Annotated in this window: 14 protein-coding genes; 5 read left to right on the forward strand and 9 right to left on the reverse strand. The window is 64.4% G+C overall.

Going from position 1 to position 21,511, the window contains the following annotated elements:
- Positions 1 to 41 precede the first annotated feature (41 nt).
- A complete protein-coding gene (locus ACFCU0_RS05230) occupies positions 42 to 2,501 on the reverse strand; it encodes a CehA/McbA family metallohydrolase (protein ID WP_434972612.1) in 2,460 nt (819 codons plus the stop codon).
- A 222-nt stretch (positions 2,502 to 2,723) separates the two neighbouring features.
- On the opposite strand from ACFCU0_RS05230, the gene ACFCU0_RS05235 reads away from it, so the two are divergent.
- The 3 genes from ACFCU0_RS05235 to ACFCU0_RS05245 all read left to right on the forward strand — a co-directional run bounded on the left by ACFCU0_RS05235 (position 2,724) and on the right by ACFCU0_RS05245 (position 5,076).
- On the forward strand, positions 2,724 to 3,377 hold the full coding sequence (locus ACFCU0_RS05235) for a hypothetical protein (protein WP_434972613.1): 654 nt from the start codon (positions 2,724 to 2,726) through the stop codon (positions 3,375 to 3,377).
- A gap of 116 nt (positions 3,378 to 3,493) precedes the next feature.
- A complete protein-coding gene (locus ACFCU0_RS05240) occupies positions 3,494 to 4,651 on the forward strand; it encodes a hypothetical protein (RefSeq protein ID WP_434972614.1) in 1,158 nt (385 codons plus the stop codon).
- A gap of 209 nt (positions 4,652 to 4,860) precedes the next feature.
- On the forward strand, positions 4,861 to 5,076 hold the full coding sequence (locus ACFCU0_RS05245) for a hypothetical protein (protein ID WP_434972615.1): 216 nt from the start codon (positions 4,861 to 4,863) through the stop codon (positions 5,074 to 5,076).
- Positions 5,077 to 5,092: 16 nt separating this feature from the next.
- Here ACFCU0_RS05245 and ACFCU0_RS05250 read toward each other — a convergent pair whose 3' ends face one another.
- Positions 5,093 to 5,920: a phosphatase PAP2 family protein gene (locus ACFCU0_RS05250; protein ID WP_434972616.1), complete on the reverse strand. Its 828-nt coding sequence runs from the start codon at positions 5,918 to 5,920 to the stop codon at positions 5,093 to 5,095.
- Between the two features lie 196 nt (positions 5,921 to 6,116).
- Here ACFCU0_RS05250 and ACFCU0_RS05255 point away from each other — a divergent pair, with 196 nt between their 5' ends.
- Positions 6,117 to 7,391 (forward strand): esterase/lipase family protein, encoded by a 1,275-nt coding sequence (locus ACFCU0_RS05255; RefSeq protein ID WP_434972617.1) that lies wholly within the window; start codon positions 6,117 to 6,119, stop codon positions 7,389 to 7,391.
- Between the two features lie 78 nt (positions 7,392 to 7,469).
- Here ACFCU0_RS05255 and ACFCU0_RS05260 read toward each other — a convergent pair whose 3' ends face one another.
- Together ACFCU0_RS05260 and ACFCU0_RS05265 are read right to left on the reverse strand one after the other, a co-directional pair.
- Positions 7,470 to 10,394 (reverse strand): tetratricopeptide repeat protein, encoded by a 2,925-nt coding sequence (locus tag ACFCU0_RS05260; protein WP_434972618.1) that lies wholly within the window; start codon positions 10,392 to 10,394, stop codon positions 7,470 to 7,472.
- A gap of 117 nt (positions 10,395 to 10,511) precedes the next feature.
- On the reverse strand, positions 10,512 to 11,183 hold the full coding sequence (locus tag ACFCU0_RS05265) for an ECF-type sigma factor (RefSeq protein ID WP_434972619.1): 672 nt from the start codon (positions 11,181 to 11,183) through the stop codon (positions 10,512 to 10,514).
- Between the two features lie 305 nt (positions 11,184 to 11,488).
- Between ACFCU0_RS05265 and ACFCU0_RS05270 the strand changes: the two genes are divergently transcribed.
- The gene (locus ACFCU0_RS05270; RefSeq protein WP_434972620.1) at positions 11,489 to 12,094 is read left to right on the forward strand and encodes a hypothetical protein; all 606 of its coding nucleotides are present in this window, start codon (positions 11,489 to 11,491) and stop codon (positions 12,092 to 12,094) included.
- A 122-nt stretch (positions 12,095 to 12,216) separates the two neighbouring features.
- Here ACFCU0_RS05270 and ACFCU0_RS05275 read toward each other — a convergent pair whose 3' ends face one another.
- From ACFCU0_RS05275 to ACFCU0_RS05295, 5 genes are all read right to left on the reverse strand, one after another.
- Complete coding sequence (locus ACFCU0_RS05275; RefSeq protein ID WP_434972621.1) at positions 12,217 to 13,449, reverse strand: T9SS type A sorting domain-containing protein; 1,233 nt, start codon at positions 13,447 to 13,449, stop codon at positions 12,217 to 12,219.
- 51 nt (positions 13,450 to 13,500) lie between these two features.
- Complete coding sequence (locus tag ACFCU0_RS05280) at positions 13,501 to 15,141, reverse strand: tail fiber domain-containing protein (RefSeq protein WP_434972622.1); 1,641 nt, start codon at positions 15,139 to 15,141, stop codon at positions 13,501 to 13,503.
- A 46-nt stretch (positions 15,142 to 15,187) separates the two neighbouring features.
- A complete protein-coding gene (locus ACFCU0_RS05285) occupies positions 15,188 to 16,468 on the reverse strand; it encodes a tail fiber domain-containing protein (protein ID WP_434972623.1) in 1,281 nt (426 codons plus the stop codon).
- Positions 16,469 to 17,288: 820 nt separating this feature from the next.
- A complete protein-coding gene (locus tag ACFCU0_RS05290) occupies positions 17,289 to 17,669 on the reverse strand; it encodes a hypothetical protein (protein WP_434972624.1) in 381 nt (126 codons plus the stop codon).
- A 50-nt stretch (positions 17,670 to 17,719) separates the two neighbouring features.
- The coding region (locus ACFCU0_RS05295) for a T9SS type A sorting domain-containing protein (protein WP_434972625.1) at positions 17,720 to 21,511 on the reverse strand (3,792 nt) is incomplete at its 5' end.

A 21,511-nucleotide genomic window follows, 5' to 3' on the forward strand; every position in this document is an offset into this window, starting at 1 on the left:
AGATGGTTGCGATCCGGCACCGGGCAGGTCATGCGGAGCGGTTACTCCCGGATGTGCCGGTTCAGCGCCTCGCGCGCCTGCTCGAAGTGGCGGGTAAGCGTGGGGGTCGGCGTGTCGCCGTATCCGCGGTGGAGGCGTTCTTCAGATGCATTAAGCACCTGAAGAAGGTCGCGTGCCGCTGCTTGCCGGGCATCCGGGTCGGTACTCCCGATGGCACCGATCCAGATGGGATTCGTTTCGGCGAACGGGTAGCTGTCCATCATCGGCCAGCGGCTTTCCCCGCCGTGTGCTCGAACGGTGACCCATCCGCCGTCCGGAAGGTCGAGCTGTCCATCGATACGTCGGCTTCCGGCCTCGTCCAGTCCGGTGCCGGTCCACGCGGCGTTTCCGTTGACAAACACGGTCACGCTGTCGACCGGGACCGCACTGTGCAGGTCAAGCGACCAATCCGCCGGGCCCGGGTCGACGACCTCCCCCGGACGTGCATCGTTGATCTGAACGTCGAGCATCGGACCATTTGTCACGAAGCTCCGTCCTTCGCGGAGGCCCTTCAGGTGCGTGTCGTAGCTCACCGACCCGTCGTGCCGCACGTAGACGCGCGTTGCGCCGACGGCCATCGTCCGGTAGTAATTGTTCATCACATCGCTCCCCGCCGAGGCGCGCGTCGAGAGACCCAGGCTGAGGAGGCGGTGCCAGAGGCCGGCCGTGCCGATCTCGTCCGTCCACATGCAACCGACCTCGATGAGGTCGACGTGACCCAGCACGGCATCGGCGACGAGCTCGATCGGGACGGTCCGTGCGCCCCGGTCCGTAAAAGCGTCGCGGACGACGACCGGATGCACGTACCCGCCCAGGGCGCCCTGCTGATGCGCGTGCTCGAGCGCTTCGGCGTTCGTCCGGTCGTCTTCACCGTAAACCTGGTAGTACGGCCCCCATACCCACGGCCAGAACAGGTCGTCCGTGCCGAGGAGCTTCAGGTGGCCGAGAAAGTGAGATCGAATCTCCTGTCCGAACTCGATGATCGGCGCGTCGGGATCGTCCTCATAGCCCCACAGGCCCTGATCGAGGAACCGGTCGTGCAGATTGGCGAGGAGAGGACTGGCAATGTCCAGTGCCTCCCCTCGCATGTCGGCATGGAGGTCAGAAGGCGATAGCGTATATGGCCCGCCGTAGTTCAGATGGAAGTGGTGGTCGGCGGATGCCCACCCGGCTTCGCTTGCTTTCCAGACGGGCGACAGATCGATTACCATCTCAGCCGTTTCGCCCGACTCGACCGTGCCCGTAGCAGATGCCTCCGGCGTGCGGAGTCCCTGTACCGACGATACCCGTACCTCGCCGGGTGGGACCTTCACCTCCATGACGCCGGGCGAGTAGTAGAACACGCGCCCGGTCGATCCATCGAAGCGAATCATGCCGGCATCAGGCACGACGGGATGCCCGGACTCATCGGTTACGGAGAGCCGGGCGGGGGCCGTTTCACCGTCGATCCGGGTTCGGATCCGGACGGTGCCGGGCTCCTGCTGCCACTGCCACGCTCTGACGGTGATGTCCTCGACCGGCCCGCCGGCCGTTGGCACCCGTCGTAGGGCGGTGGATTCGTTTTCCGTCGGCACGGCAAACCACACGTGGGTGCCATCCGCAGAAAACGCCGGGGCCAGGGGGCGGTCCTCTTCGCCCACCAGCCGAACAGAGCTGGTCGGCCCGTCTGTGGCCAGGAGGCGCAGCTCGAATCCGTCTTCGTGTGGCCACGTGTACGCCAGGGTGCGACCGTCCGGTGCCAGCGTCAGGTCTGCCTGTGAAGCGATGTGCTCCGTCGCGAGGACGGTCCGCTCGCCGGGGGTGCCGTCCTCGTTCAGGGCGAGATGCACGATCTCGTCTGGAGCGGTGCCCGTCGTTTTTTCGAGGAAGAGAACAGCCGACCCGTCCGGTGTCGGGACCGGCGTGCGGGCCAGCTGTCCGCCCGCGGTGAGCCGCGTCCGGGTGCCGCTCGACAGATCGGCCCGCCATAGGTCGATCGACCCGCTGTCGGCCGATACGTAGTAGAGCGAGGTGCCGTCCGGTCCGAAGTGCGGGTCGAGGTCGATCGCATCGGTAGATACGACCGTCTCCTCCGCGCCACCCGTCATGGAGCGAACGATGAGGTCGGTATCTTCGGCGTCGTCGCGGACGAATGCGAGGCGGGAGCCGTCGGGTGACCACGTAGGTCGGCTGTCCACGCCGGGACCTGTCGTCAACTGTGTGGCGACGCCCGATTTGGGGTCCAGCAGCCAGATCCACCCGCGCGCCGCGATGGCGACGTGCTCACCGTCGGGGGAAGGCGCCGGATCCATCGGGCCGGAGGTGAGAATGGGCAGCTCGAATCCTTCGAGATACACGTGGTGCCCATATCCGTCGACCTTCGGATACCGGTTGGTCCACTGCGCGGACGCATCGGGCGCCACCGTCGGTAAAACGAGAAAGGTGGCGAGGAGGGCAATGCCTGCGGCGGTGACGGATCGCATGGGAACGAGCGTTAGAGAGGGGGCGGCCTTCTTCATGGTGCGAAGCCCCGACGCGGATTGCAACCCTGGCGATCGGCCAAACAGCAGATGAACAGACGTCCCCGTTCCGGCAATGGTGCTGGTGTTCGAACTCGTGTGTATTTATCATGCGACGTTCCGTCGTTTGAACGAGTGCCTCGTTGCTCGTCCCGACATTATTCTTGGTTCCCCGGTCCTTGCGTCATGATCCGTCCCCGGTCTGTCATCGCCGCCGTTCTCGTTCTTGTCCTCGGATGTTCTCCCGGAGCACATGCTCAAGACCTTGGCATCGAATACGCGATGACCCGCGCGGGGTATGGTCAGGCCCTGCAGGATCCGGCCGGACTGGGGGGCTACCTGGATCTACCGGTCAGCGACCGATTCGCCGTTCGCCTCACCGCGTCGCACCACGTCGAGAATGCGTCGATTCGCCGGTCGCCCTGTACCGGGCTGGTACCTCCGGGTGCGGATTGCTCCCCGCGGGCCTTCGATGGCGATGCCCGGATGACGGTCGTCGGGGCGGGCCTTGCCGTGCAGCCGCTTCCATCGACCGCCGGCCTTCAGCCCGAAGTATACCTTCTACTGACCGGAACGGATATCGATGCCGTCTTTGCCGAGCAGGAGGGAGACGCCCGGCTTCGACCCATCACGCCGGATGGGTTTTCGATCGGGTGGAGTGCCGGCGCGCAGGTCCACTACGCGCTTACGCCAGTCTTTGGATTCACCGGTCGCATTGGCGTGCACGCGCCGCAACTCGGGGCGTGCGGAAGCGATGGATGGTTTGCCTTCTGCGACGACCGGACGCTGGTCGAGTTCGGGATCGGGATGCGCCTGACGTGGTCCGCGTTCTTCCCGTGATCGCGGGCCATCGACGCGTGTGGCACGCCGGGTTGACACGTGCAATCGGCCGTTACCTCGGCGAATGAAGGGGCGGCTCTTAAGCAAACGCATTCGACATTCCGACCCAGAGCGCCATGCTCGTCTCGCTTCGATCGGTGGTTTTCCTTGCGCTTCTGTTCCCGGTGACGGCCTGCTCCACGACCGGTCTTGATCCCAGCGACTCGGATCCGCCGGCCACCGACGCTGCGTCGGTTCCGCTGCTCGATCCCGGGCTCACGCTGGGGACCACGCTCTACGGCGGTGCAGATCTGAACAGCCTCGACGCACCGGAACGAGCGCTCCTTGATAGCGCGGTCGCGCGTGGGCTCAACGGGTTTACATACTATGTCGACTGGGCCGACCTCGAGCCGGCACCGGGCGATTACACGCTTGACACGTTTACCGCGACGCTCCAGACGCTGGACGGGCTCGGCATCCGTCCATTCGTGAACGTCACGGTCGGCGACATCGAGTCGTATAACCTTCCCGAAGAACTCTCCGATGGGAGTGGCGGCCTGGCAGACGGCGTTGCCCTGGATGATCCCGCCGTCCTCGACCGGTTTGGCGCACTCCTGGATCGCATCGTGCCGGTGCTCATGGAGAACGGGGGCTTCTTTCTCGGAGTTGGGAACGAGATCGATGCCCGCCTCGACGGGGAGTTTCCCGGTGAGCGAGGTGCATACGTTCAGTTCGTAGAGGCCGCTCGGGAGCGCGTCCACGCTATCGAGCCACGCCTCGCCGTCGGCGTCACCCTGACGACGCCGGCCGTCCGTGAGCAAACCCGGACGTATCAGGCGATCCGCTCGGTGAGCGACGTCGTGCCGATCAACTACGCGCCCATTCAAGACGACTTCTTTGTCGAAGACCAGGATGACATCGCGCCGGACTTTCGCGACGTCCTCGCCGCCTACGGCGAAGGCCCGATCCTTATTCAAGAACTGACGTGTCCGAGCCCTGCCTCTATGGGTGCGTCGGAGTCGTGGCAACGCGGATGCTTCGAGCGGCTCTTCTCGGAGATCGAAACGTCTGAACAGGTCCGCTTCGCCTCGGTGTTCACCTTTCAGGATTTCGATGAGTCGACCTGCCGGACGGTGCGAGATCTGATCTTCGGCGATGAACTGGATGACCTGCCGGACGACGTAGCGGAGCGTCTTGCCGACTATCTCTGTTTCCTCGGTGTCGTTCGGTCGGACGGGTCGCCGAAGCCGGCCTGGGATGTCTTGCTGGAGGCTGCAGCAACTCGCGCGGACTGAACGCGTCGTGACGCTGCACAGACGAGTCAAACACCGCCTGAAAACAATGTGTATATGCGGGCTCGGTTATAAGGTGAATTGTTGCCGCCGATTACCATATACCGAAGGGCGTCGCCGGGAGAGAGGATCGTGGGATCGATTCTGTGCGTCGCTCGTGAGCGTGGACGTTGCGGTCCTCGCGGACATTTTCCTCAATGTATCGAGACGACATGATCTGGGACGTTCTCATTATCTCCGGGCTCATCATGATCACCGTGGGCATTGTCAAGCGTGATACGCAGTGGGGCTGGTCCGTGGCGGCGACCGGTGCTATTGCGATTGTGGCTTCCTTATTCCTCGCTGGACCCGAGTTCTACAATGGCTTGCAAGACGCCTATCAGCGCGGGTACGAGGCGGGGATGGAGTCCAATGGAGCCACACAATAAGTCCGATTTACCGTCTTTATCCGTTCCCGAACTGGGTTTCCTCCGCATTCTCTCGCCGGACGAGTCGGCTTCCGCTCTCGATCCATCCCCGCTGGCTGAACTCATGCGCCAGAAGCCAGGATACAAGTGCCCACGTCGCCCCCATGGTCCATCCCGCCAGCACGTCCGTCGGCCAATGAACGCCCAGATACACCCGGCTGAAGCCGACGCCCACCGTGATCAGCAGGGCGATGGTGATGGCGAACACCTTTAACCGGGGCCGCGACAGGGCGTCGGCTCCGAGGGCGCCGAGCGTGAGGTAGACGACAGCGGACGTCGCCGCATGGCCGCTGGGGAAGCTTGGGGACAGCGCCTCCATGGCGTGCGGCACGAGGTTGGGGCGGGGGCGGTCGAACCCAATCTTCAGGGCGAAAATGACGCCTACGCCGGTAAGGACGGAGGTTAAAATGAACGCGGCCCGCCGCGGTCGCCGGTCGAGAAACTGGAACCCGACCACGATCAGCGTAAAGGTTGACGTGAGCAGTACGCTTCCGAAGGCGGTGAGGTCGCGGACCGCCTCCTCGACGGCCGGTCCCCCGACCGGGTCGCCGACGTCGCCGGCCGTTCGGAAGGCGAGCAAGATTCGCTCGTCGACCATCCGGGTTTCGCCCTCGACAACGGCGTCGGCGACCGCGACGAACCCCGTGATTCCGGCAGCGAGCACGGCAATGGCGATCAGTAGACGAAACTCCGCGGCCTCCAGAAGCGACCGCACATGCATGTAAAGCCGACACACCCGGCGGATCCAGCGTGGCTTCTCCCCCATGGCGTTGCTTTCCGGTGGATTTCCGCGGTCGCGATTCATGGGCATGGGGCCAATTCGACAGGAGACATGCGTAGGCTCTGGCTGCGGCGGAATCCCTCAGGAGCCGCGCCGGGATCCATTCGTTAGATAGACATGCGGTGATTGGTCGAGCTCCAATGCGACTGCTGCTCGCAACTTTCCAACCTTTCCCATCGACGCACTGGGCCGATGCCCCGACGGCCCTCGTCCATCCGTTATGCCAGAGACCCCTGAACGCGTCGATTGTCCCGCGGATCGTTCCACCGGGGCATATCGCCCGACGAGTAACCGGCAGTGGAGGGTGGCGGATCTGCAGGGGGCGCGACAGTTAGTCGTCGACGGCGTGGTTGGGGCCACAGAGGTCGTCGAGGCGATGCATCACAATATTTCAGGCCTGGTGCCGCTTGTCGGCAATGGGCGGCGCGGCCGCAAGCGTGGCATCGCGGGCTTCGTGTATCGTAGTATCCGTGTCGTCTCCCGGCTTGTCGGGCTGGGGGCAGGGGCCCTGGTTGAAGGTGTCAAGCCGTTTCTGAACACATCCGGTTCCAACCATACGGTCTCGCGCCGGAGGGAAGCCGTGATTGCTGCGCTGAACGGCGTTCTCGGCGATCACCTCGCGGCGTCGAACAACCCGCTCTCTATATCGATGCGTCTGCGTGTGGACGGTTGTCCGGTTTCCCCGGACCGAGAGACGCTGCGGCGCTACGTCGGATCGGCCAGCGCGCGCCCGCTGATTCTGTTGCACGGGCTCTGCATGAACGATCTGCAATGGCACCGGGACGGCCACGACCACGGGGCGGCGCTGGCACGCGATCTCGGGTACGCGCCCCTCTACGTCCACTACAACACCGGTCGGCGGATTGAGGAAAACGGCCGGCGGTTTTCCGAGTTGATGGAACGCCTCGTCCGGGAATGGCCGGAGCCGTCGCCGAACATGGCCATGATCGGTCACAGCATGGGCGGACTCGTGATCCGCAGCGCGTGGGATCATGCCGGTCGGGTGGGTCTTACGTGGCCCGAGCGCCTCGGAACGGTTGTGTTTCTGGGAACGCCGCATCATGGCGCACCGATGGAGCGGGCCGGGCAGTGGGTGGACCGTGCGCTGGGCCGAAGCCCGTATACCGAGCCGATCAGTCGCATCGGTCGCATGCGTAGCGCGGGGATCAACGACCTGTGCCACGGCGGAGGCGCATCGGATGGCAGCAGCACACGGAGTCGGACGCTACCGCTCCCGGCGGGGACGACCTGCTTCGCCATCGCCGCCTCGCTGCACAGTCGGTCGGGCATACGTCACCGGGAGGTGCCGGACGACGGGCTGGTCCCGGTCGCGAGCGCTCTGGGAGAGCACGCCGACCCGGAGCGGTGCCTGGAGATCCCGCCGTCGCAGCAGCGCTTGTTTGCCGCGCGGAGTCATTTTGACCTGCTGAGCGACCCTGACGTCTATGAGCAGATCCGCCGCTGGCTGGGAAAGATCGAACAGGACGGAGGCTAGCACGTCCGTCGCCGTGACCGGGCGGCGCTCGGGACTTGCAGGCCGCGGGACAACGGCTTAGCAGGGAAGGTCCTGTTTTTACCGGAGGCGTTTTTCCCGCGCTTGTGCCGCTTGAAGTGCTTCACGTGCCGCCACCGTATGCACGTTCGTTGCGCCTCGCGTCGCGTGTAGCGCCGTATGCGCCTCGTCGAGAAGCTGATTCGCCCGGGCCAGCGAGTCGCGTTCGAGCGCGATTTTGCCACGTACGGTTCTAAGAACGTGCCGCTGCCACGTCTCCGAGCCGGGGAGGGAATCCAGGTGAGACGCCGCCTGGCGCCTTAACGCGTGGGCGCGGCTCGGTTCGCCGAGGGCCAGCGCGGCCCGAGCTCCGAGCAAACGAGCGTTGAACAGGCCCGCGATCGACGTATCGGTCTCGGTACGATAGTGTCGGAGCGACGCCAGCGCGAGGGAGTCGGCTTCAGAGGGATGTCCCTGGCTCAGACGAAGGTGGCCGAGACGCACGAGGACGTCTCCCCTCTCCGGGTGGACCTCTTCATGAATGGACTGAAACGCGCGCCGGCTCTGTTGGAGCATTTTGTCCGCATCCGAGAGGCGCTCCATGTGCACCAGCAGGAGCCCGTAGTCCGAGGTCACGCGAGCGGTTCTCCGGTCGGGCTGCGCGTGAACGTCTTTCATCATGGCGAGAGCACGCCGATACATCGAATCCGAATGGGCGAAGGTTCCACGTTCGTGGGCATTCACCGCCAGGTTGTGCAAGGTGACGGCCGTCTGCGGGTGGGGGCCATCTCGCGTTTTCTCGCTCAGGGCCAGCGCACGGTTGAGCAGCGAGTCGGCGCGTTCATACTCGAACATTTCCGTATGCAGGCTGCCGAGGTTCGACAGCCACCGGATCTGGTTCGGGTGCTCCGGCCCGTACACCTCGGTGCCCTCCGCCAGCAATCTTGTGTACAGGCCGTCCGCTGCGTCGAGGTCGCCGCGCCGGGTCTGGAGCAGGGCGAGATTGTTCAGGTTTGCGATTCGCCCGGGGTGGGGGCCGTTCGTCAGGGAGTCTACGAGGCGGAGCGAACGGCGCTGAACGGGCAGCGCCTCGTCTAGTTTGCCCTGCGTCTTCAACAGACTGGCCAGGTTGAAGAGAAGTTCTGCCGTAAGAATGTTTGCGGTGTCCCTGCGGCTCCGGTGGGCACGCAGGGCGGCCTCAAGACGCTTCTCTGCCTCTTCGGTCTGCCGGAGTTTTCGCTGGATGAACCCGTGATACATGAGCGCCTGCACGACGGTTGAGTCCGTCGGTCCACGGAGCGCTCGGCGTCCGGCTACCACGCGCTCCATCAGCGTGTCAGCAGCTGCATACCGGCCCTGATCGCGCTCCAGCAACCCGAGTGCCGACATGCTCTCGAGCGTCTCGGGGTGATCGTCTCCGCGCAGCGCCGACCGGACGCGAACCGACGTTTGGAGGAGCGTTCGCGCCTTCTCGAATTCGCCCAGCCGACGGTATGTCTGACCGAGCACGTGCGCCATCTGCCCCTTTGCCGCCGGTTCGTTGATCGTGTGCAGCCGGTCCTGGCCTCGATCGAGCAGCGCCCGCACCGTGACCGAGTCGCCGGCCGCCCGGTTCGGGTCGGCGGCTTCGAAGAGCTGAACGAGGAAGGACGACACCTCCTCGGCCTTCCTGGCCTGGCGTTCGGCTGCGTTGCGCTCACGTAGGATGAACCCGCCGAGCACGAGTGTGAGACACAGAACAGCGGCTCCCGTAACGACGCCCCACTGGTTTCGTCGGACGAATTTCTTCGTCCGGTAACTCAGTGTGGCAGGACGGGCCTCGATCGGCTCGTCGTTTTGATGCCGCCGCAGGTCTCGCCGCATCGCATCCGGGGAGGCGTACCGTCGTCCGGGCTCTTTCCGCAGCGCCTTCAGCAGAATCGTATCCAGATCGCCGCCGAGCCGCCGCGGGTCGATCCCTTGCGTTGCGGGCTGCGACGACGGTGGAGCGGGCGAGGACTTGAGAATGCGCCGCTCGATCTGTCGCCGCTCGGTCTCCCCGTCGACGAGGGGCGGTCGTCCGGTGAGCAGCTCATACGCGAGCACGCCAAGCTGGTAGGTGTCGGTCGCCGTCGATATCTCGTCGCCTGCGATCTGCTCCGGGGCGGCGTAGGCCGGCGTCATGAGTGCGTGCCCCGTTCGCGTAACCGGGCGCGTGACGGGGAGCGCCTCGTCGAGGATCTTGGCAATCCCGAAGTCGAGCAGTTTCACCTGAGGCCCGGCGTCCGTCTCGGTGACCAGAACGTTCGACGGCTTCAGGTCACGATGGACGACCAAGTTCTGGTGCGCTGCATAGACGGCATCGATGACCTGGGTGAGAAGCTCCACCCGTTCGGTCGCGGTCAGGCTGTGAGTGCGGGCGTATTCGGTGATCGGCGTGCCATCCACCAGCTCCATGACGAGGTAGAGCCGACCCTCCGCCGTCACCCCGCCGTCGATGAGACCCGCGATGTTGGGGTGGTCGAGGCTGGCAAGGACCTGGCGTTCGGCCCGAAAGCGGCGCTCCGTTCCGGCCGATACGATGCGGCGAAGCAACTTGACCGCCACGGGCCGCTCGAAGGCTCCATCCGATCGCTCCGCCCGGTACACGACACCCATTCCGCCGTCGCCGATCTTCTCGATTAAGCGATAGCGTCCGACGGTTTCTTGGCCGTGTCGTGGGAGGTGACCGTCCGCCTCTTCGTCTTTCGTTGGCAGGCCCGGAAGGGATTCCCTCGACGGGCGCGTCCCGGACGACGACCCGCCTGCGGTCGAAGCGCCGCCGGCAGAGGGCTGAAGCCATGTTGCCGCGCCCTCGTGGTCGCGAATCGCCCCATTCCGATACGCTCGATAGAGGCTCTCCACATCCGCGCGTAACTCCGGTTCATCCGCATACCGTTCCTGTAGCCACGCCGTCGCATCGTCGGGCGCTGCGTCCAGGAGGTCGTTTAGAACGGCCTTCGCACGGGTCCACTCCGCGTCGGTCATGAGGTCCTTTCAAAGAGGTGAGGTCGAGCCCAGCGAGCGAAGAAGATCCGGGAGCTTCCATGCAGCAAGTGGCCCGTCTGGCCGCGAAGCCTTCCCCGGAGGTTGCAGGCGTGTCCATCAACCGTCGCCGGCGTCCCGGTGTGCTCCGGCCGTCCCTTCGCTGGATTTGTTCTGCCCGGCAGACGTGCCGTTCGTGTGTTCGATCATCTCACGGTTTAGCCAGGCCCGGGCCGACCGCCAGTCGCGATTCACGGTCGACGGGGAAACGCCAAGCACGTCGGCCGTCTCGGCGATGGTGTATCCTCCGAAAAAGCGGCACTCGACGACTCTGGCCATCCGTTCGTCACGGTCGGCCAACCGGTCGAGAAGGTCATCTACGAGCACCACGTCCTCCGGCCCGATGTCGCCACGGTGCATCGACGGATCGAACGCGACACGCCGCTTGTCGCCGCCCCGCTTCGTCGCCGTCCGCTTTCGGGCGACGTCCACGAGAATCTGCCGCATCGCCCGCGCCGCGACCGCATAGAAGTGCTGCCGGTCCTCCCAATCAACGGCGTGATGATCGACGAGCTTTTCGTACGCTTCGTGGACCAGTTCCGTCGTCTGAAAAAGGTGATCGTCTCGCTCACTCTGAAGCTGGTTGTGTGCAATGCGACGGAGCGGCTCGTACACCGCCTTCATGAGATCATCGAGCGCCTCCTCCTTTCCATCGCGAAGGTGCTGCAGAAGCTGAGTAACATCCGTCGATCTGTGACTCATCAGCATGTAGCCGCGAACGGCTTCGGTCAACGAACGGAAAACTCCTTCAGAGAGGCTCCTTCAGTGGGGGGAGCCGTCTCCGGGTCAGTTTCTGACGTACGACAAACGACTCGTGCAAACAGCCGTCCGTCTCTCCGCTCATCAACTCGAAAATTGCATTTCATCATTCGTTCATCAAATTGCTGGCATCATCCGGCCTCGTGCTACGCATGAATACACAGTAGGCGATGTTTCCCTGTCCACCATGTCGGGCGACGGACGGTCTCTCCGGCGCCCCGATCGGTGCGGGCACGTCGTGATACCCGTCACGCTCTTTTCTAAATGCTTGTCTCTGTATGTCAATCCCCGCCCCCTTCGTCTCGACCCAATGGTTCGCCACCTGGGCGATGTGCACGCTCCTGTTCATGGCGCTCCTTCCCGTTCAAGACGCCTCAGCGCAACGAGGTGAGCGTGCCCTCAACCGGCAGGACGTACGCGATTACATCCGGCTGCGCATCGCGATTCACCAGAAGCAGGAGGCGATGAAGGCCAATGCAGACCAGTACAGTGACGTGATCCACGCCTTTTTTCAGTGGCAGTCGGACTATCTGCAGGAGCGCGGCATGACCCGTGAGCAGTTCGAGTCGCTCGAGAAGCGGATCATGCGGGCGGAGACGGCTATGGAGATGGTTGCCGATTCGGCCGAATACCGGGCCGAGCGCGAGCGCGACCTGAAAAGCATCGAGATGTCGAAGCACATGACTGCGTCGGAGAAGGAGGAGATGCGCACCCAGATGGCGCGTATGGATTCCATCCGCCAGGCGCGGCATATCGATCCCACCCGCCGTGACTGGCCGGCCGTGCGTCCCTACCTCGACGCCCTCGAGCACCTGGTCGACTACGTCGCACTTAACCGCTCCGACCCGCCGTCCGTCGACGCACTGCCTCCTGCTTCGGAGTAGCTCGATGTCCGCGATGCCTCGTTCAACGACGTTGCATACCAAACGCCTCCGGGGTCCCCATCCAGGGGCCGGAGGCGCGTTCCGTCGGTGGCGCGGCTGTCATGCAACACGTGCGGTGGCGATTACCGCACCACGGTCAGTTTGGTCGTTTTGACCGAGCTCTCCGTTCGGAGACGGATGAAGTACACGCCGCTGGAAAGGTCGGAAACGGAAAGCGTGCGCTTGTGTCGCCCGGCATCGAGGCCCGTTGCGACCGAGGCGACGCGTCGCCCGAGAAGGTCGAAGAGGTCGAGCCGGGCCGATTCGGCTCGTTCGGGGACGGCATAGCGAACCGTGGCGTGCGTCTGCGCCGGATTGGGATAGGTGCCGAGTAGCTTCGGCTCGTCGATGGACGACCGATCGATTACGAGCGGGTCCGAGAGGGTTTTCGTGCCGTCGACGTCGACCTGCTGAAGGCGATATGCCATGGAGTCGGCCGCAAACGGGAAGTCCGTGTCTTCGAACCGATAGGTTTGCGCTTCCGTCGTCGTCCCCCCGGGCGCGCGACTGTCCACGAAGCCGACCTCGCGCCAGATCCCGGTGTGGTCCGTTTGCCGCTGGATGCGAAAGCCGGCATTGTTGGTTTCAGACGTCGTCCGCCAGGAGAGGTGTACGTCCTCGCCCGATCGCTTCCCGGCGAAGTCCACCAACTCGACGGGCAGGGGACTCGACGCGCCGCCGAGTGTCCACCGGCTAAATTCGGTGATCTCGGAAAGCCTCACAGTATTGCCGCCGGTCGGTGCCGTCGTACGCGCGTCGGCACCTTCCTGCGTCCACGATGAACCGCCGTCCGTCGAGCGAAAAAGCTCCAGGTCTGCCTCAGAGATGCCGTTCCGCTCGGCGTCGTGATACGTCAGCGCCAGGGTGGCATCGAGTCCCCCGTTGTTCTGCGCGGGGGAGATGTCGTAGTACCGCTCGATCGACGCGTTGCCGTTTGAGGCGGTCTGCGCCGCATGGCCGCGCGTGATGGTGACGGCGCCGAGATTCGCGCCCGACGTGAGGATGGCACCGAGCCCCGCTGGATCGGCCGCCGATGGACCGTTAAGCGACCGCGTGGCGGTGAGCGTGCCCCCGGTGACGCGACCCGCCGAGGATTCGGCGAGGCGGTTGGTTGTGCCGGAACCGCCGAGGTCCATCTCGCCGCTCTCAAGGTCGAATACCGCGCCGTTCTGCACCTGGAGGGTCGTTCCGTTTTGCACGGTGACGGTCTGCGCCGAGACGCGGGCCGTACAGGTCAGAGCGAACACTGCGAGGAGGAAGAAAGCGATGTTCGTAGGATGCTGAGACGAAGACGTGCGTCGAAGCAAAGAAGTCATTGTGCGATCCGATGGGGGAAAGGAGGAGCCGTCGAGTCCGTGGGTGACGTGTCAGGTGCGTTCAGTCGGATGTGGCGTCTGTGCGGCATACGAGGTGCGGCGCGCATACAGAAGCCCGCCCATGCCACCGATCACGCACGCGAACAGGAGGGCGAGTCCCCATGGACCGGCGATCCCGGCAAGGACCGCCTGCTCTTCTTTCTCAAGCCGATTAAGCCGCGCGCGAATCGCATCGTTTTCGTCACGAAGGTCGGCGATCTGAGACTGCTGCTGGTCGATCTCCGCCTGCTGTTCCTGAAGACCTTTCAGAAGAACGGCGGTAAATTTAGAATAGGAGAGGGACAGCGCGTCACCTTGTCCGCCGCTGACGAGCGCCGGGAATTCGTCACGGACATCCTGCGCGACGAGACCAATCTGCTCACCGGAAGGGTGCGTCTGCTGGTTCTTGAACTGGTAGCGCACGGGGCGAAGCCGGGACAGCTTTGCCAGCGTCTCGTCTTTCATCGGCCGGATCGAAGTCTTCAGCCGCCGATCCGAGCTTTCGTTGAGGGTGCCACTGATTTTCAAGGTGCCATTCGAAGTGAGCAACAGTGCATCCGAGCGGTCACTACTGCCGGTGCCGTTGCCGACGACGAAGAGGGCGAGTCCGCCCGCCGTGCTGTTGGCGTCGTTGTAGGAGCCGACCGAGAGAGACGTGAAGTTCGAGGCGATGGTGCCGTTGCCCATCGCCGTGGAGGCTTCGCCGCTGGCGGTCGTCTGTTCCCCCATGGCCGTTGCGGCAAAGTCACTGGCAGTCGTTTCGGAGCCCATTGCCGTGGCGCTTATTCCGTTAGCAGTCGTTTCGGAGCCCATCGCCGTGGCATTCGCGCTGCTGGCAGTTGTGGAAAAGCCCATTGCCGTGGCGGCGTCACCGCTAGCGGTTGGGAAGCGGCCCATTGCCGTGGCTCCTCTTTTACTGGCGGTCGTGGATCTGCCTATCGCCGTGGCGAAATCGCCGCTGGCCTCCGTGTCGAAGCCCATTGCCGTGGCAGAACCGCCGCTGGCAATCGATCCACCGCCCATCGCCGTGGCATTCGGACCGCTGGCGGTCGTACCGTCGCCCATCGCTGTAGCCTGAGCCTCACTCGCAACGGTTTCTGCGCCCAGTGCTGTGGATTCGATCCCGCTTGCCGTTGTCTTTAGACCCATTGCCGTGGCGTTTGCTGCGTTGGCAGTTGTCTGGTCCCCCATTGCCGTGGCGGCAGAGCCGCTTGCTTCTGTGCCCACGCCGAAGGCCGTCGAATTCGTAGCGCTGGCGACCGTATTCAGGCCGGCCGCAAACGAGACATCGCCGCTCGCGATTGTGTTATTGCCGAAAGCAACGGAGTAGTTGCCGACGTTGGCTGCATCCCAAAAGGTGCGGCCGTCGACACCCACTCCGAAGGCGGTGTTGTCGAACACCCGTCCGGCCCGAAAGGCTGCTTTTGCCGGGTACCACATCAGGCGGGTGCCGGCACCGGAAGCTGGAATCGAGTCGGCCGGGGTCGTCGGGCCAAACGTGCCGGGAATGTAGAGGCCTCCGTCGTAGTTCAGCTGGAGGCGGGTGTCGCTATTGCTGTTCTGGATGGTCGTCGTTGGCGTCTGCCCGTGAGCGACGCCTGTCAGAAAGAGGCAGAGAAAGAATAGAAGGGTCGTGCGGAGGAGCGTATACATGGGGAAGGGGGGAGTCGAAAACGAGACCGAGGGGTGGGCGCTGGATCTACATAAGACGCCGCTGCCAGAGCAATCCCGCACCGAGGAGGCCGCCGAGCAGGAGGGCGATCAGCAGATCCCCTCGCGACCCTGTGACACCGGCGATCACGGATCCATTCGTATCGGACTCGACCCGGGAAAGGCGCGCCTGCAGCCGGTCGATGCGCTCCTGCTGCGCTTCCAGATTGCGAACGCGGTTGCTCAGCGAATCGACCACGGACTGCTGTTCCTGAAGCCCCTTCAGGAGAACGGCGGTAAATTTCGAGTAGGAAAGGGCCAGGTCATCGCCGTCTCCTCCACGGACGAGTGCCGGAAATTCGCCACGGACGTCTTGCGCGACGAGGCCGATCTGCTCACCGGAGGGATGCGTCTCCTGGTTTTTAAACTCATAGCGCACGGGGCGAAGCCGGGAAAGCTTTGCCAGGGTCTCGCTGTTCAGCGGCCGGATCGAGGTTTTCAGCCGACGATCCGAGCTTTCGGTGAGGGTGCCGCTGATCGTGAGATTGCCACCCTGGTCCAGGACCAGCGCGTCGGAGGAGCTGCCGAACGAGCCGTTGCCTGCGGCGAACAGCGTGCCGTCCGCCGATGTGTTGGCGCTATTGAAGCTCCCGATCGAAAGGGAGTGACCGGATGCGGCGGTTGTGTTATTGCCCATCGCCGTCGCATCGGTACCACTGGCCGTGGTCGCGAAGCCCATGGAAGTGGCTGCGTTGCCGCTGGCGGTCGTTCTCCATCCTGTCGAAATGGACGCGTCCCCGCTGGCGGTCGTATTCAGACCCGTGGCCGTCGCATCTGTGGCACTGGCGGTCGTGGATGCGCCTATCGCCGTGGACCGTAGGCCGCTGGCGGTTGTCCGATCTCCGAGTGCTACCGAAGCGGGCGCGCTGGCTGTTGTCTCGCCACCGATAGCGACCGAAGCGACACCACCGGCCTGCGAGTCGTAGCCCATAGCAACCGAATACGCGCCGGTCTTCGCCGCATCCCACTGCGTGCCATCACGATATCGGCCGACCCGCCCGGCTCGAAAGGCGGCCTTCGCCGGGTACCACATCAGGCGGGTGCCGGCGCCGGTGGTCGGGATCGAGTCGTTCTCTGTGCCGTCGCTGAGAACGGTGCCGGGGATGTAGAAGCCTCCGTCGTTGTTGAGCTGGAGCCGGATGTCTGCATCCCCGTTTTCGATCGTCGTGACCGCTGTTGGGCTCTGGGCCGCGGCTGTCGGGGTCAACAATGCCAACCACCCGATGGCGGCAAGCAGAAGCGCAATCGGGAGCGGAGACGCGCCTTGCACAGAACGAAGAGAATAGCGTTTTCCAGGTAGCACCATCGCGAACAGGGGCGATTCGGGGGAAGATGACGACGCAGCTCGTTCAAGGGGCACGCGAGCCGGGCGTGCTACGCATCCTTCAGATAGGGCGTATGCTGAGGAGACGGCTCGATCACCGGACGACCAGAAGCACCGTCGGTGTCTTTCGGAAACGGTGAATGCACCGGTTCACGTGCATGAGGGAGCCGCACGCGACGTGCTCGAGGGGGAGAGCCGCTCTAGCACGATAACAGCCATTGGATCATGCGTGACTTCCCGACGATCTGTGTCACGCAAAATGTAACGGATGTGTATTCTTCAGGCCGATGCGCTGCCCGGCGGAGGCGATGCTCCCTGCGTATTGCCCGGACCGGACGGGTGGGCCCGCGGCCGTACGAAAGGGAAGAGATGACGGTGGCGTGAGACGGAGGCAGGGTGCCCCATCCGCGGAGGTATTCACGCCGTCGCTCTGGCAAGAAGTGAGGTAGCCAGGCGTGCGGGCTCACGTAATGGTGCCCCTACTCGGCTTTTCTAACAGACGCTCAGACGTGCGGATGAGTCGTTGCTCTCCCGCGCTGACGTGCTGACGGGGAAATTATTCGTTCGGCTCCGCGTGGAGCGAGACATCCGGTCCCGAGCGGAACGTTGATTTCCAAGCACGCGACCGCTCCGTCCCGACGCCTGCCGCCGTGGCTCGGTGATCATTCCGCTTATGCCTGTTGCACCGGTTGCCATCGCCGCGACGGCGGGAAGGACGAGCAACCATCTGTTGCGGCCGGCCAGCATTGGGACGACGACCGGTGGGTCAGTGGCCGTCCGATTTCTTCAGGCGGAAGATCCCATACCCCGCACCGGCGAGAATGAGCCACTCGATCCCGCCGAGAGGAACCCGGTTTGGGTTGTCCGGGGGACCATTCATTGTTGTGATCGGCGCGTCCGGGTAGACCGGTCCATCCGACGCGGGGGACGAGCGTGGCCGGGGCTCGGCCCATGCGGGAAGGGAGGAACCGGAGGCGGAACCAGGCGGCTTCATAGCCGGAGCGGGGCCGTCATCGTACGATGACTGGCCCAGAACCGGCGATGACTCCACCGTCATCATGAATACGCCGATCATCAAAAGGGCCACCCAACGTCGACGAGCGAACACGACGCGATAGGGGCCGGAAATGCCGAGAAGCAAGCGCATGAATCTGGAAGTGCGGAGGAAAAGGATCGGCCAGAGAGAGAGAAGAGAGGTCATTTCACCACGGTCATGCGCTCCGTCGTCGAGAAATCATCTCCCTCGATCCGGAGAAAGTAGAGCCCCGAGGCGAGCCGGCGGGCATCTACCTGGATGTCTCGCGTCTCCTGCGCTGGAATCTCTGCGTCCATGATGGTTGACACGCGTCGCCCCAGAATATCGTAGAGCTGGATCCGCACGCTCTGTTGGTCGCGGACGGTCACGTTCAGCGTGGCACGTTGGCGCACGGGATTCGGGTACGGGGCCTGGACGGCCACGGGGCGGTCCAGACGGATGTCCGTCCTCAGAACCTGGCTGTAGGACACGGAGCCGTCGACATCGACCTGTCGCAGGCGGAAGGCGTGCGTGCCGTAGTCCAGTTCCGGGGTCTCGAACTGGTAGGCTCGCGTACGTGCACGCTGGTTCGCGCCGTCGACGAAGCCGAGCGACTGCCACGCGCCCGGGGAGGTCGTGCTGTCGGTCGACGTGAGGCGCTGGTGCTCGACGTGAAAGCCGTCGTTGCCGCGTTCGCTCGTTGTTGCCCAGTTCAGCGCAACGCGGCGATCGTTGATTGAGGCATCAAATCGGGCGTATTCGACCGGCAGGGCGCCGTCGGTTTCAACCTGAAGCTGGAAGCGTGGGGGCGAGAGAGCGCCGGCTTTCGCTCCCGTGTCCGTAGCGGCGGGCGGGGCGAGGATCAGGTCGTCAGGTCGCGGTGGGGCGAGCGGCATGCGCACCGCATCGTTCGTGCGTCGCTGCACGCCTGATGACGTCTGTGCCGATCGCTGCTTCGCGGAGGTATCCAGCGCAAAGGTATAGGGCGCGCCCTGTGTAAGACCGTGCTGCACATCGTCGCTGGTGTCCGGCGTGCCTCTGGTGTCAATCAGCGTGAGGGACCAGGTACCGGGAATCTCACTCCAGTCGGACACCTGCACCCGGGCCTGGCCGGTCACGTCCCCTTCGGTTTGAAGGGCGAAGGGGATGGTCATCACGTCCTCGACATCCGCAGGTCGGCTTTCCTGCGCTTTCATCGCCGGTGCGTCGGCGGTGTCGCGCACAGCACCGACCGGTCCGAGCAGAGCGTATCGGCTGGTCAGGGGCGTCAGCTTGGAGGCGTCGAAGGCGTCCCACTCTTCGGTCGCATCGGGGTGGAAGAACACCGAGGCGGCCTCGTCGCGGGCGACTTGCGCGTCGTCCGATCCCGTCACGGTCAGCTTCAGCGGAATGCGAACGTGGGGGCGAGGCGAGAGCGTCGACTTCGAGCCCACGATCCGGCGGTCACCGGTCGTGATGCCGGCGTTGTTGAAGGTGAATTCCTGCGGTCCTGCGCCGGGGGTCGTCCGCTCCACGAAGAAGCCCTGCCACGCGGAGATCACATCGCTGGCAGGCACCATATTGCCCGTGCCGTCCTGACTGGCGGTGCCATCAACGGTCGCCGTGATGTACGACCCGGCCTGGGCGTTGTCTTCGGCGGTCGTCGCGCCCCCGTCCCAGATCTGGACGGTCGCCTGAAAATCAGGGCTGGAGCTAAGCGAGTTTCCGTTGCCGTCCTCCAGACTCGTCAGGTCGTACGGTTCGTTGAACGGGTTGGCGAGCGCGTGCAGAGCGGCGTCCTGGTTGAGGGCGGGATCGCTGCCGGCCGGTGCGCCGTCCCCGACGGTGATGCTGCTGGTCGGCACGGTGCCGGTCGCGACGTCGAGCGTGATCGACGGGTTCAGCGGGTCGGCGTCCGGGATGCCCACGTCATCGAAGAGGAAGAGGAGGTAGCCTCGCCCGTTCTGGAAGGCCGTGGACGCGGTGTTGATCGGGCTCCATGCCCCGTCATTGGGCGAGCCGGCGATCGCGTCGTCCCACCGGTAGAACATCGATCCCTGGGCGACGGTGAATTCGATGACGGATCCATTCGTGTCCGAGCCGGAGATGATGTCGCCCGCCGTGGCGCCTTCAACCGGCGGACCGATCAGGCGCCACCCCGCGTCGCCGCCCAGTTCGCCAACGGTCGCATCGCCCTCGTCGCCACTATTCCCGACAATGGTGATGGCGGTACCGGAGAGCGGGCTGTCGGCCCGATCCGTGGTGCCGAGGGTATAGTAGCCGTCTCCGGGACTGGCCGACGAGACACCGGAGAAGGTGATCTGATCGTCGGTTGTAGAGACGCCGCCGGTCGAAACGGTGGACCAGCTACCACTCTGTCCGCTCCGGTACAGGAGTACATACCCCGACGGGTCCGGGTTAACGGATGCTGCGAGGCCGGCGTCGGATAGGTCGAACCGGAAAGAGGTTCTCAGGGCCGATCCAGAGTTGGTGGCGTCGACGTACCAGATGCGATCCATCCGTGCAGCAAGTCCCGCCGGCCCGCTAATGTCCGCGGTGTTGACGCTATTGGTCGGTGTCGCGTGACCGGCAAGGAGGTAGTCTCCATCTTCGAATCCGGTAGTAAGGTCGAATCGGAGGCCGTCGGCCTGAGCAGCCGAATGGAAGTCGCCAGCCGACGTGCGACCGATGCCAAATACGCCGCGGTCGAAGTCGCCGTTGCCGCCCGTGTCTCCTGCGTAGACGTCGAGCGCCCCGTTGGCGGTGTTCAGGTCGATGTCGTACTTGGCAGAGAGATAGTTTTCGACAATGGTCCGTCGGGTCTGTCCCAGGGGCTCGCGGTACGCGATGACGTCCCCGACGGCGCCGTCCCACCCGGTGCTTCCCGTGGCGCCTTTCGTCCCGATGCCAACGTAAATGTTGTCTGCACCCGTCAGCGACCCGGTGGCTGCGGCGCCGTCGATGTCCGGATTGGAGTCTTCTACCCCGTCCATAGAGAATTGCAGGTCGGAGCCGGCGGTCCACCGCACGCCGTAGATGCGTTTGGCAGTGACGTGGGTCGCTCGTCCCCCGATGGAGGTCGAGGTTTCGAGTTGTTGCGCGCCCTGACTGCCGCTGGTTACGATGCCGAGCTTCAGGATGTCATTGCGCCCGCTGTTGGCACCGGCATCATCGTAGCGGAGGCTGAGTTCGTCGTCGGAGTTGTCCGGGGCTTCGGTGTCGAAGAACGCCTGATCGTATCCAGCCTGGTTGGAGCGCGTGACGGCGAATAGCGTAAAGGCGTCTTCCCCCGTCAGAAAGTCGTCTGCTCCGTCGGTATTGCTTAGAAACTGCCCACTGCCGTCAAATTCCGGCACCGCGAGTCCATTCAGGGTGGCGGTGTCGAACGCGGGACGATTGCCCCCGCTCGACTGTGCCACGTTGCGCGCATTCCCGCTCTGGTCGGCCCAACTGCTGACCCGACGGGCTCCGTCCTCCGTCACGCCGTCGGTCGGGGACAGCCAGAGGGCGAGCGTGGATGCGTCGCCCACGCCGCCGGGACCGATCGCACCGAAGGGCGGGGCGTCGTTATCTTCGATCGTGTAGGTGTGCCGGTTCGGTGCGTCCACCGTTGCGCCCGTCGCTCCAGTAAGGTCGAGAATCGCGGTTTCTCCGAGCTCATCCTGCGCGTCGTCGTTCACGTCGAGGACGATCGACGCGCTTGTCTGTCCCGGAGAAAAGGTGAGGGGAGATGCCGTGCCCAGCGAAAAGTCGTCTCCCGGTCCGCGGTCGGCTGTGCTCGCGGCATCGTCCACGCCGAAGTCGACCTCGACCGGTTGACTGCTCGGGCTCGAGAGGCGGACTTCCACGCTTCCGTTGGTGCTTTCCAATCCGCTGCTGCTCGCCTGCGTAAAGGCAACCGTCGGCGCGCTCTCGTCGTCGGTCAGCGTGAAGGTGAGCCGCGTGTCGGTGGTAGCGAGGGCGCTGCTGACCGGATTCGTGAGGTCGATGACGAC

Source organism: Longibacter sp. (genome assembly GCF_051155795.1).
Lineage (GTDB): Bacteria > Bacteroidota > Rhodothermia > Rhodothermales > Salinibacteraceae > Longibacter.

Excerpts from the sequence above, each read along its gene's own strand:
- ACFCU0_RS05250 (WP_434972616.1), bottom strand. The coding sequence starts at position 5,920 with ATGAATCGCGACCGCGGAAATCCACCGGAAAGCAACGCCATGGGGGAG.
- ACFCU0_RS05280 (WP_434972622.1), bottom strand. The coding sequence starts at position 15,141 with ATGTATACGCTCCTCCGCACGACCCTTCTATTCTTTCTCTGCCTCTTT.
- ACFCU0_RS05270 (WP_434972620.1), top strand. The coding sequence starts at position 11,489 with ATGTCAATCCCCGCCCCCTTCGTCTCGACCCAATGGTTCGCCACCTGG.
- ACFCU0_RS05260 (WP_434972618.1), bottom strand. The coding sequence starts at position 10,394 with ATGACCGACGCGGAGTGGACCCGTGCGAAGGCCGTTCTAAACGACCTC.
- ACFCU0_RS05240 (WP_434972614.1), top strand. The coding sequence starts at position 3,494 with ATGCTCGTCTCGCTTCGATCGGTGGTTTTCCTTGCGCTTCTGTTCCCG.
- ACFCU0_RS05230 (WP_434972612.1), bottom strand. The coding sequence starts at position 2,501 with ATGCGATCCGTCACCGCCGCAGGCATTGCCCTCCTCGCCACCTTTCTC.
- ACFCU0_RS05245 (WP_434972615.1), top strand. The coding sequence starts at position 4,861 with ATGATCTGGGACGTTCTCATTATCTCCGGGCTCATCATGATCACCGTG.
- ACFCU0_RS05235 (WP_434972613.1), top strand. The coding sequence starts at position 2,724 with ATGATCCGTCCCCGGTCTGTCATCGCCGCCGTTCTCGTTCTTGTCCTC.
- ACFCU0_RS05275 (WP_434972621.1), bottom strand. The coding sequence starts at position 13,449 with ATGACTTCTTTGCTTCGACGCACGTCTTCGTCTCAGCATCCTACGAAC.
- ACFCU0_RS05290 (WP_434972624.1), bottom strand. The coding sequence starts at position 17,669 with ATGCGCTTGCTTCTCGGCATTTCCGGCCCCTATCGCGTCGTGTTCGCT.
- ACFCU0_RS05255 (WP_434972617.1), top strand. The coding sequence starts at position 6,117 with ATGCCAGAGACCCCTGAACGCGTCGATTGTCCCGCGGATCGTTCCACC.